Below are 12403 nucleotides of genomic sequence, written 5' to 3' on the forward strand. Positions count from 1 at the left end.
ATTGTTAAAAGATTAGTGAAAAAAATTTAAAATTTTATCGATTTTATAAGAGGTAAATATATGCGTGATTATAATTACTTTAAAAGAAGATATGAAAAAGTAGAAAATGAATTTATAGATTTAATTGAATATATTGAGATGAATGAAGATTTTGATCACTGCTGTTATAATATTGGGTCGTCAAAAATTATGGATTTTTGTTTGAGTGTTTGTACCGAAATAGAAACTATGTTTGTACTAATGTTAGAATGTTCACGATTTGATACAGTTCCAGATATAGATCATAAAAGAAAGCATCAGAATATAGATGTTTATAGGGAAATAATTGTCCGAGAATATAATTTAACTGAATATGTATTAAATGTAAATTTTATAAATGTAGATATCCGCCCATTCGAAAAATTTGATGAAGAGACCCCTACTTGGTTTAAAGATTATTCTAATTATAAACATTATAAGCTTGAATTAATAGAAAAATGGAATTTAAAATATGCACTATTCGCTTTAGGGTGTTTACGCTTATTAATATTAAATCATCCAGATCTTGATAATAGATCTGTTGATATTCGTGGAATCCAGAACGGTAAAGTTTTTAACTTAAAAAATTCTCAACCACGATTTGTGCTAAATCTTTATGGCCCTGATAGTGGTGAAGGGATGATGGTTAAATTATAATTGAAAATTATTATTTTTAAATATTTTATTAAATTTTGAAGCTTTTGAAGACGCTCATGAAGGTTGAATGGGTGATATTGCAATCATGATTAAGCATCAAACCGTAATACTTGGCAAATATGTAAAATCAATCTTGAAATCCGGGTAATGGATTCAAACATCCAATAGGGCGATAGTCTTCATGTTGATAAACATAAAAACTTAAAGGCTGATTATATTCTTGCAAATCCTCTATTTAAGGATAGTAACTGATCGAAGGCGGTGAAGTTCTCTTTACTGCTGTAAATTGGGCATAATGGTCGATATAACACACAGAGAACTAATTATGAAGATATCAAGAAGATCACTGAGTTCATCGTATAGTTTACTAACATTATCACCGAAATAAACATATAACTTATAATATTATTGAATCTTTTTTGGGGACTCATCAGTTATTTTTTGTGTCCGTACTATATGCATCAAGGTTTTTTTTACTTATGTCCTTGTCTTGCAGCTTTGCTTCATCAGATTTTTTTCTTCAACCATTTTACTACGACTTTCTTCTCGTTAAAGGTTATTGAAATATTCTTTTATACCTTTAGCCATTAGTTGCCTTCTTTTTTCAATAAAATCAAAATATTGAAGATTCCAGAAACCTTCTGGCAAATCATAAGTATCTTGATAACTCTTTAATATATTAGCACGATCTACATCAGATAAACTATTAACTAACTCATTCCAATATTCTTTTGGGTTTTTATCACTGATATTAATGTTATCCTTGTATTCGAGGTACATATAGTTAGCTACTTGATTATAATCCTTTTGTTCATCTATTCCACTATTTTTCAAATAATTTTTAGGGAATAAGTGATGTAAATCTAACGTTTTTTCCTTCATTTTAATTAATGGATTTAAATGATCCCTTAATTTTATATTTGAAAACATTACATTTACATCTTTAAATATTAAGGATGCTTAATGTACTTTATAAGCATAGTTCCTTGTTGAAGAAGAAAATAATCTTTGAGGTAAAGTAATATTCCAATAATCTTCTGTTAATTCAGTTTTCATGATATCATTTAAGATATCTAGAAAATTCTCTTTACCTTTTAATAATTGTAAATCTCTTTCGATCACACTTTCAGGAGATCCTGTATATCTATGGGTTAGTGTTTCATATGTCTCCAATTCTTAAACTACTGGTTGCAGCTAAAAGAATTATTGATTTATATTTAAATTATTTGTAGGATATACAGCTTGTCTTATGTGATCTATCGTAGTATGTCCTTTTTCTAATTAATCTTATTATGAGGTTCTTTAATGGGGTTGGGTTCCGGTAATTAATAAATTTTATAGAATTTATAAAGATCTAATTATTTTAATAATTTATCGCGAGAACTGGTTTCAAACCTGGGACCATGAAAAAAGCTATATCCTAAAAGCCATAAAAAATATTATAGTTGTTTTTTCTTCTTGAACAGATTCGTAACCCTGATTTATCGAATATGCGACATGATTAAAGCAATAAATACTATTTATTTATTTAATAATTAATAATCTTATTTTAACTAAAAAGAGACATACGCATGAAATTTGATATTCGTGACCATCCGGGATAGTAATTTCTAAATTTATTCAGTGTTTGAAAAGAAATTTTAAGCTCCCCTGCAATAATTAATTCTAAAATTATTTTTATTTATGACTATTAAGTATTTGATATGATCCGCCATATATGTAATATACTTAATATAATAAAGTCTTAATATAATTTATGAAAATGAGTTTATATAGTAAAGTTACTATGGGGGAGCAAGAGTTTTTAATTGCAGAAATAGACAGTACTAGATACCCTAAATTAAATAAAGCTCTAAAATATATTCCTTTAGATGAATTTAATGATTTTTCAGAACTAAAAGATACTAAATTATATGATTTTTATCTGGAATTAAATAAAACCGAGATGAAAATCTTAAATGTTGCTGATGGTTCTATTGGTAATTCCGATCCTGATCAAGTTGCAGAAACTATGTTTTATAATAATTTAATGAAATTCATCTTGTCATGGAATCAGAAATTCTATGAATCATTAGATCAAAGCCATAATTTGGTATTATCAGAAACTACGAAAAAAAAGTTAAATTTATGTTTAGCTTATTTTGCAGCATTTGATTCATATTTAAGCTGGATTTTAGAAGAATCTAGATTTTATTCCATTCCTCTGATATTAGATGCAATTTCTGAAATTGAAGCGTCATTTGTTTTGTCTTCGAGTTTTTATTATAAACAAGCAGCACATTTATTTAGAAATTTTTTAGAATTAGTCGTTGCGCAGTATTATTTTTCCACAAATACTAAAAATTTTGATGATTGGCGGACTCTACCCCACGTGAACATGCCAAGATTTAGAGGGAAAGATGGGATGATTACAAATTTAAGGAAAAATGGGAAAATTAATAATACAGAAGAAGAAAAGTTAGCGCAATTATTTGGAACTCTATCCGCATACACTCATTCAAAATATGAAAAATTAGTTCATATAGATTCTAAAACAAAAAAATCAATTCCTTTTGGTTATAATTCTCGATATTTTGAAGAATGGATGAATTTAGGAATAGAATGTATGGAAATTGGACTAAAAATATTAGCAAAACATACTGAAGACTGGGAAAAACAATTAGAAGATGAAGAAGATTTATTATGTCCAAAATGTCATGAAAAAGCTTTTGAAACTATTTTAGAGAAATACGGAAAAACAGAAATAATGCTTCACACTTGTAAAAACTGCAACCAACAAATTAGAACTGATGTTTTAATTGAAAAATAATTGATTATTCACAAAACAAAATAATTAAATTTAATTATAGTATATATAAAACAGTAATCATTCGTAAAAATAAGGTGTGTAGATGGGTAAAATTCAAGAATATCCTGACCTAGTTGATACATTTGATAATCTAAGTTTAGATAATGTGGTTAGTAGAAGAATAGGTCATATAACCATTATATGACTATTTTCAACGGTTATTGAGAGATGTTGGAATAAAAAATGTGGATTAGATGATAATGATATTAAGAATACTCATCTAAAGTTAGATGGGTGCATGTGAGATCATGTTTAGAATATTGAAGCTCCTGACAAATGGGATGCTTTGATAAATACTATGCAGAATATTCGTAGTAAAATTGAGTATGATAATTATTATGGCCCTAAAAAATCTAGTCTGAATGAAATACGAGTGAAACTACCTGAATTTACTACTTGGATTTTAGTGTTTCAGAAGAATATTTAAAAAATCTAATAATTTCACTTTTAAAGAAAATTATTTCAAAACTTGAATCGTAATATTGATGAAGTTGAAATAATTCTCGAATGTATTGTATGGATGATTCTAAAGAACATCTAATAGATTTAAAGATTTAATGCAATAATCTTTTTAACACATAAACCATTTGGTAGAGCGAATACTAGTGATTCTATTAATCACATGATTTACTCAATTCATTTTTAAAGTTAATTAATAAACAGATTCTAAAATTAGGGTTGGATTTGATGCCTGTTTGTTCCTATTCTGATGAAAAATACTAATGTTGATAATAATATGATAGATAGTTGTGAATGTGGATTTTTTTCAGTTTATATCAATGAAAATTTGGATGTTATGCCTTGTTCTTTCTGTAATGATAATAAACCAATATAACTTAAAGAATTTGATTTTGAAGAGATGGTTAAATAAATTTTCTGATTATAGAAGTTTTATTTCTAATAATGGGAGAGTTGACTGTGGAGATTGTAATAAATAAATGATTGTAGAGGACTAATCAATTTTAAAGACTTAAAAAGAAAATTAATTTAAAAACAAACATATTTATAGGATTGATTGATTAATGGATAATAATTAATAATTAGTGTGTAGGTGCTTTATCTTTTTCATGTTGTGGTTGATAAAACCAGAAATTAATTGGATTTGTAGGTTGCCAAGTTTTAAGGCCTTTGGTACTATTTAAACTCACTCCCATCTTTTTTCCACTGCAAGTATTTTTAAATGCTTCTAACACTAAACATCTTTCTCTGTCTCTTCTCGAAAGTTTAATTTCGATGGGGAATAATCGAGTTTGAACTTGGGGTATTTTTGATTCTTTCCATTTTTCAAAATTAGTTCTTGAATAAATAGCCATACCTGCAAAAATATCTGCTAATTGAATTAAGGGTTTTTTTTGAGGTGCAGATGGTATTATTTTAAGTTTATACTGATTTAAAATATTTAATTTAAAATTACCATCCTTATCTTGTTCATTAAATTGAATTAATCCTTTATTATTAAGAAGTTTAACTAACTTTTCCCAGTCAATGATATTGTTTTGATCTGCATATACTTCCCAAACAGAGTTTTTAGGCCATCTTTTCATCAAAACATCTTTTAATAGCTTATAATACATTCTAGCTAAATTTTCTCCATCATCTCTCCCAGAAATGTTATGTCTACTATCTTGGGTGTCCCAAACTAAGATATCAGCACGTAACTTTTCATTTACTGCATAATTAATAGTTAAATTGATGATTTCTGAAACACAAAAACGCATATTCGCACTACGAAGTTCATGCCATTTAACATGTCTTAAATTATTAAATCCATATTTTGAGCAAATGCTTAAAAATGTTGATTCAATATTTTCTAAATCATCTTGAGGGATCGAAATCATACCTATGGATTGATATTGACCAGTATTATATTCTGACTCATCTGAAAAGGCACAATGTGTTACTCTTTCAAACATGAAAATCACTTTAAATTACTTATTATTATGTTATTTATAGAATTTATCATTTATACTATTCTTTAAGTAAAATATCATGAATGATAGTCCAATGAATTAATAATATGTATTAATAAAGTGTAAATTGTGTCTTAGTAAATAATATGTTTTCAAAATATCATAAATTTATTAATTTTTAATATAAAATATATGTAAATATTTATTCTAACCAAGTGGATTCTAAACATTATTAATTTATGGATTTATGGAAAAATGAAGCTTTGGGCTTTCAAAAGTGGAATAAAATTAATTTGAATGTATTTATTAAGAGAAATGCTACTGAAAAATTCAATAAGATTAAAAATTCAATACTTAAACAATAATTTATCTATTTATACGACAATTAGATGAATATAAATTTAACTAGGGGTGTTTTTATAAAACGTATTAAAGCAAACAATTTAAAAAATTGGGCTTCGACTAGAGAATGTCAAGAAAATCTTCCTTTATTAATACGTCGTCTAATACATGCAACAGTTAAAGATATCATTTATATTTTGTTTCCTGCCGGAGAAAGTATAATTAATCCCGGTTATGATGGTTTGCTTAATGTTTACAAAGGGACAACATATGTTCCTGATGGTTGTTCAGTGTGGGAATTAGGATGTGGTGAAGACATTAAAATTAAGGCTAATTCAGATTATAATAAAAGAAAAAAAGATCCTTTAAATGTAGATCCTTCTAAAACAACTTTCGTATTTGTTACTCCGAGAAGATGGAGAGATAAAACTATCTGGATTGAAGAAAAGCGAAAAGAATCTTTTTGGAAAGATGTACGTGCTTATGATGCGGATAATTTAGAAGATTGGATTGAACAAACTATTGCGGTTAGTATATGGTTTGCCCAGCATTTACAAATATATCCGGGGGATGTTGTCTCACTAGATCACTGGTGGGAAAATTGGAGTAATAGCACTAATCCTCCTTTAATACCAAACCTCATTTTGGCAAGTAGAGATCATGAAATTAGAGCGGTTCAAGATTGGTTAAGAACTCCATCTTCCATTATAATGGTTCAAGCAGATACTGAAGATGAATCAATAGCATTTCTAGCTTCTGTTATTTATTCATTACCTGAAAAAGAAAGAGAAAGTCATTTGTCTCGGAGTTTAATCACAGAAACTTCTCATGATTTTAGACATGTATGTATAACTAGTGGATCCAACTTAATTGTTATTGCTGGACCTAATGAAACTGAATGGTTTCATTCAGCTAGAAAAAAAGGCCATTGTGTTTATGTACCTTTATCTCCAGAAAATAATATTCCCCGTGCAACTAATCTTTCACGTATTGGAAAAGAACAATTTATTTCAGCACTTATTGAAATGGGAATATCCGAAGAAATGGCCAAAAAATATTCTAAAGACACCAAAAGAGAGATTACTATATTGCGAAGACAATTGTCATTAATTAACACAGAACCAGAATGGGGTAAAATTGATTCTGTTAAAAATATACTTCCTGTGTTGTTAGCAGGTAGTTGGATTGAGTCTAAAAAATCAGATGAAGAAATAATTAGTTTATTAGCTAATGAATCTTATGAATCTTTTTCTAAGAAATTATATACTTTACAACACAAACCTGATTCACCTATACTTAAAATTGGGGATTTATGGCAATTAAGATCACCAGAAGAGGCCTGGTATACTTTAGCTCGTTTTATAACTCATTCGGATATTGAAACTTTTAAGGAAATATTTTTAGATATTTTGAAAACAAAGAATCCTTCACTAGAATTAGATCCTGAAAAACGTTGGATGGCAGCAGTTTGTGGTAAGATACAAAAATATTCTGATACTTTGAGGAAAGGGATCTGTCAATCTGTTATATTCATAGCTCTTTGTGGTGATGATGTAAAAATACCATTATCTACTACTTCTCAAACATGGGTTGATAATTTAGTAAGGGAATTGTTACATAAAGCAGATTGTGATTTATGGAATTCACTTTTAGATGTATTGCAACTCATTGCTGAGGCATCCCCTACTTCGTTTATGGATGCAATAGAAAATTCTTTGACATATGATGAAAAGCCGATTATGTGTTTATTTGAAGAATCCGAAGGTTTAATAGGACCATCTACTAATCATTCAAGTCTGCTCTGGGCTTTGGAAATTTTGGCTTGGATGCCAAATTTACTTTCTCGTGTTACTATGATTTTAGGGCAATTAGCAAAGTATGACCCTAATACTGATAGTAGAGTGATTAATCGGCCCAAAAATAGTTTGCGTGGCATTTTTCTTTTGTGGAACCCTCAAACTTATTCATCCTTAGAAAAACGTTTAGACATTTTAGATGTGCTAGTTGAAAGATATCCTGAAATTGGATGGAATCTTCTAATTGATTTGATGCCTAAGAATCATGACATTGGTTATCCTACGTCTAAACCAGTTTGGAGACAAATTTCTGAAAAAACAGATATGAAAATTACAATTTCTGAAATTATGGATGGCACTAAAGAGATAGTAAATAGATTACTTAGCAATGTAGGTAATGATGGAGCACGTTGGGTTAAAATATTAGACAATTACTCTGAACTTCCACGAGATGAAAGAAATAGGATACGAGAACGACTTTCGTGCGATACAGATAAAATTTTGATCTACCGCTATGAATTATGGATTAAGCTTCGAAAAATAATTTCTAGACATAGATCTTATCCTGATGCAGAATGGGCGCTTCCAGAAGAAGAATTAAAAAATCTTGAAGAGATTTATCTATCTTTAGAACCTGAGGATATGATTGACAAGTTTGGCTGGCTTTTTGATGGTTTGCCTGATTTATTAGAAGGAATTGATATTGTAAAACGTCATGATGATGAACACTTTATTAAACTTAGAATAAATGCGTTAAATGAGATTAGAAATGAATATGGCTTTGAAGGATTAGTACGGTTAGCAGAGAGAATTAAATCACCTATTTACTTAGGACGCACATTAGCTGAAGATAATATAGATCCTATTGAAGAAGAAAAGCTTTATTCACTACTTGAAGAAAATGAATCCAAAATGATTTTTGTTAAAGAGTATATCTTCCGCAAAGCATTCAATGATAATGAATGGATTAAAAATCTAGTTAATAAATCTCGAACTGAAAATTGGTCAAATTTAAAAATTGCTAATTTTTTTACAGCTTTACCCTCAAGAATGTTTGTTTGGAATTTATTGAAATCTTTCAATGAAAATATACAAAAAGAATATTGGAAAAAATGTGGTTTTGGAGGCATTACTGCGAAATCTGAAGATAAAATTTATTATATAAAACAAATGGTTAAATTCAAAAGGTACTTCAACGCACTCGATATTGCTGCTTTATACGCTGAAGAGATACCTTCTGAATTGATAATCCAAATATTAGAAAAAGCAGCAACTGAGCAAAGTGAAGATGAATTTAGAATTGACTATTATGATATTGAAAAGTTGTTTGAAGAATTATATAAATCTAATTATCAAAGAAGTGAAATAGCAAAGTTAGAATGGTATTATTTGGCTTTTCTTGCTAGTGTAACTAGTAGAAGACCCCCTAAAATGTTACATAACGAATTAACTAATAACCCTGAATTCTTTTTAGAGGTTATTAAACACGTATATAAACGAAAAGATGAAAATGAGGATGATGATGGAGAAAATATTTCTCCAGAACTATTAAAGCAAAGAGCAACTCTCTCTTTAAAGCTGCTCCGTAGCTGGAAATCTATACCGGGCAGTACAAATGGTCAAATAAATTATACGATATTAAAATCATGGATAGATAAATCTAGAGAACTATGCGTAAAATCCGATCGAATTGATGTATGTGATATACAGATTGGGCAATTATTAGCAAATGCAGAATTTGAAGAGGATATATGGCCTCCTGAAGCAATATGTAAAATAATTGATAGTATACCTAGTGAAAAATTACATACTGGATTTAAAATTGGAGTTTCTAATAAAAGAGGAGTATTTACTAAGTCATTAGATGAAGGGGGAAAACAAGAAAAGGCTTTATCTGAAAAGTATAAAAAGTATGCAGATAAATTAAATATTCGCTTCCCAAAGACAGCTTCAATATTATATGATATTGCGGCAGATTACAATAATCAAGCTAAAATAGAAGATGAAGAAGTTGAAAAATGGGATTTAGAATATTAAAAATCTCATGGTTTTAATTTTTATCCAATTTTTTAAATTCATATTTAAAAAAATATTTATTGGGGAAATTTAAAATATTAAATAATTGGTTTTCCTTGCTGAGCGGATTCTTTACCATTATATTACGAAGTAAACTACCACCCTAGTAAATAGTTAAGAACTTCCTTAAATATCCAATTTTTTGGATCAATGAATAATATAGAAACTCAAAAAAAAATCTGTTTTTTAATATACTCTAAAAAAATTAATTATTTTTAAGCTTCAACATTTTTAACAAAAAACGGATTAGATTGGTTTCTAATAATATATAATGCAATTAATTGTTGGAGGGAAAAAATGAAAGAAGATTTTGATCTGTCATCCAATGTATATTGGAAGAAGATGGTTTGGGGCCTTATTTTAGGCATTATGGGTGCACAAACTGCTATATGAGGTTTTGGGGGAATTTAATGGGCAAATTAAATTTTAATCTAGAACATAAAATAGTCCTTGACTCGTTTTTACTGGAAATAAATGCTGTGGTGCCAGGTAAAATGTTTGGATATCCTGCATATTATGTTAATGGGAAATTATTTGCATGTCTTTATGAAAATGGGGTAGGCATAAAGCTTCCCGAGTATAAAGCCAGGGAACTTGTTGGAGAAGAGGGAATAATTCATTTTCAGCCATTAGGTCGGCGAAAAATGAAGGAATGGATTCAAATAAATAGGGAGAATTCTGAAGATTATTTAAAAGATAAATGGATCTTTGAAAGTTCTATTAAATTTGTTTCGTCTTTAGCTAAGAACTAACGAAAAATAATTTAATTATATCTTTTAAAATAGTTTTAATTCATTTTAGAATATTTAGCAGTATTAGATATTTTAAAATTCTTTTAAGCGTTTATCCATGCTCATAAAATTATTTTAGAAGTTTAAGGTAAGATCCTATATTAAAATAGAGATAGTGGTTCAATTTATCTACAAAACCCGGAAACTATTTAAAATAATATCAAAATTCGCCCTTTCACTATCAAATTCATCATCAGGGGCCTGTAGAAACATCATGTAACTTTTATCATTTTTTACAAGGATAATAGAGGATATCCTCATTATTTTACTAAAATGGGAATCATTAACCAGATAAACATCTTCATAAGCGGTTTTATTATCTATAGTCAGTTCATTACTGGATATTTTTTTCCAACCAGGGCTATCATTTTCTCTAAGTAGATTAACAGCACTATCTTCTGACATTCCATCGTTATTCCATACAGTTACCTGGAATTGAACATTATTAAATCCAAAATCTTTGCTGGCTGTAATCGTATTGTCCCCGGTTGTGTTATCTGCATGTGCAAACCATCCTGAAGGATATTCAAAACTAACTCCATAGGCGGTAATCTTACCGGTGGAATTACTGAGATTATCTCCTGATAAGTATCCCGAAGTAAGATCCTCCATAGATACACATCCTGATATAAGAACAATCAAACAAATTAATCCAGTTATAACTCCCCCGTATCTTTTTAAGTTCATAAATTTCCTCCCTTTTTAAATAAAATTATAATTAAATTGATTAAAGTAATATAAAAACATTGTATATTTATACGGATTTAAGATAGCTATTTATTGAATCAGATTAGAAAATCCATTCGTATAAGGAATGAAAAAATATTTCTTCTAAAATAATTATCAGGGAGTATTTTAGCAATATTTAAGCCCTCTCAGGCTGCACCAATTTCTTTTTTAAAAATTTAAATCACTTTAAACGCATATAATATATTAAATATTTAGGAGTTTAAAAAATGCCAAGAGTAGTCCATTTTGAAATACCAGCAGACGACCCGGAAAGAGCAATTGAATTTTATAAGAATGCTTTTGGATGGGAAATAGAAAAATGGGAGGGTCCATTTGATTACTGGCTTGTAAAAACTGGAGAAGAAGATGAACCCGGTATTGATGGGGCCATAATGAAAAAGGAAATGGATGAGAAATTAACCAATGTAATTGCCGTGGAATCTTTCCAGGAGTTTTTTGAAAAAATTGAAAAATCTGGTGGAAAGATGCTAACTGATAAAATGTATATCCCGGGAATTGGTATTACCGCTTCCTTTGAGGATACTGAGGGGAATGTTTTATCCATAATTGAACCAGAGATTATGGAATAATTAGGAGATAAAATACCTTTTAAAAAAAATCACTTATCTTTTTTTTTAAAAAAAATAAGTAAGGCCCGTTATTTAAAATACCGGGCAAACAACTCTTTTATATCCTCTGGCTCTTTTAATACGTTAGTATTATCCATAGCAGCCAGTTTATTTATATTCTCCACGTCTTCTTCTCGCAGGGTTAGTTTAAGGTCTTTTCCATCTGGTAGTTTGGTAATGGTAACCCCTACTTCATAATCAGAAGGCATGATATAGAGGGGTATATCTGCTCTTTGACCCATAATAGCAGAATTAGCCAGTAAGGTATCACCCATACGGAGTGCTATTTTAGCCACGGTATTAGCAGAACATGGAGCAATTAACATGAATTCATACTTACCCAGCTGAATTTGACCGGCCAGAAAGGGAGAATTGGCATTGATCTCCACCCAGATATTATTAAAATTGGTTTCTATTTCATTGGAGATTCCGTAGTATTTTATTACCTGATCTCCTGATCGGGAGATGTAGACATCAATATCCACCACATCTTCATATTCCTTTTTAATTTTCTTCATCATTTCCAGGGTTTCTACCATTTTTTCCCCGGCCCCGGCAATTCCCCAGGCCACTTTAGGCTTTTTTTCCTTTTTCATAAAAAGTCCCT

The 12403-nt window shown here is 29.2% G+C and carries 9 protein-coding genes; 5 read left to right on the forward strand and 4 right to left on the reverse strand.

Annotation, left to right across the window (positions count from 1 at the left end; genetic code table 11):
* Nucleotides 1–60 precede the first annotated feature (60 nt).
* The gene (locus HYG87_RS10835; protein ID WP_211533174.1) at nt 61–675 is read left to right on the forward strand and encodes a hypothetical protein; all 615 of its coding nucleotides are present in this window, start codon (nt 61–63) and stop codon (nt 673–675) included.
* Nucleotides 676–1224: 549 nt separating this feature from the next.
* Here HYG87_RS10835 and HYG87_RS10840 read toward each other — a convergent pair.
* Entirely contained in the window at nt 1225–1557 is a 333-nt protein-coding gene (locus tag HYG87_RS10840; RefSeq protein WP_211533175.1) for a hypothetical protein, read from the reverse strand.
* Nucleotides 1558–2461: 904 nt separating this feature from the next.
* Between HYG87_RS10840 and HYG87_RS10845 the strand changes: the two genes are divergently transcribed.
* Nucleotides 2462–3484, forward strand: coding sequence for a hypothetical protein (locus HYG87_RS10845; RefSeq protein WP_211533176.1), 1023 nt, complete (start codon nt 2462–2464; stop codon nt 3482–3484).
* Between the two features lie 1079 nt (nt 3485–4563).
* Here HYG87_RS10845 and HYG87_RS10850 read toward each other — a convergent pair.
* A complete protein-coding gene (locus HYG87_RS10850; RefSeq protein ID WP_211533177.1) occupies nt 4564–5436 on the reverse strand; it encodes a DUF3800 domain-containing protein in 873 nt (290 codons plus the stop codon).
* Between the two features lie 386 nt (nt 5437–5822).
* Here HYG87_RS10850 and HYG87_RS10855 point away from each other — a divergent pair, with 386 nt between their 5' ends.
* Together HYG87_RS10855 and HYG87_RS10860 are read left to right on the forward strand one after the other, a co-directional pair.
* Nucleotides 5823–9608: a hypothetical protein gene (locus HYG87_RS10855; protein ID WP_211533178.1), complete on the forward strand. Its 3786-nt coding sequence runs from the start codon at nt 5823–5825 to the stop codon at nt 9606–9608.
* 371 nt (nt 9609–9979) lie between these two features.
* Nucleotides 9980–10399 carry a hypothetical protein gene (locus HYG87_RS10860; RefSeq protein WP_211533179.1) on the forward strand — a complete coding sequence of 140 codons (420 nt, stop codon included), beginning with the start codon at nt 9980–9982 and terminating at the stop codon, nt 10397–10399.
* A 168-nt stretch (nt 10400–10567) separates the two neighbouring features.
* On the opposite strand, the gene HYG87_RS10865 is transcribed toward HYG87_RS10860, so the two are convergent.
* Entirely contained in the window at nt 10568–11125 is a 558-nt protein-coding gene (locus HYG87_RS10865) for a PsbP-related protein (protein ID WP_211533180.1), read from the reverse strand.
* A gap of 269 nt (nt 11126–11394) precedes the next feature.
* Here HYG87_RS10865 and HYG87_RS10870 point away from each other — a divergent pair, with 269 nt between their 5' ends.
* Entirely contained in the window at nt 11395–11757 is a 363-nt protein-coding gene (locus HYG87_RS10870) for a VOC family protein (protein WP_211533181.1), read from the forward strand.
* A gap of 68 nt (nt 11758–11825) precedes the next feature.
* Here the strand turns inward: HYG87_RS10870 and afpA are convergent, their stop codons facing one another.
* Nucleotides 11826–12392: an archaeoflavoprotein AfpA gene (afpA, locus tag HYG87_RS10875; protein ID WP_211533182.1), complete on the reverse strand. Its 567-nt coding sequence runs from the start codon at nt 12390–12392 to the stop codon at nt 11826–11828.
* Nucleotides 12393–12403 lie beyond the last annotated feature (11 nt).

It is taken from the genome of Methanobacterium alkalithermotolerans (assembly GCF_018141185.1).
GTDB lineage: Archaea > Methanobacteriota > Methanobacteria > Methanobacteriales > Methanobacteriaceae > Methanobacterium_F > Methanobacterium_F alkalithermotolerans.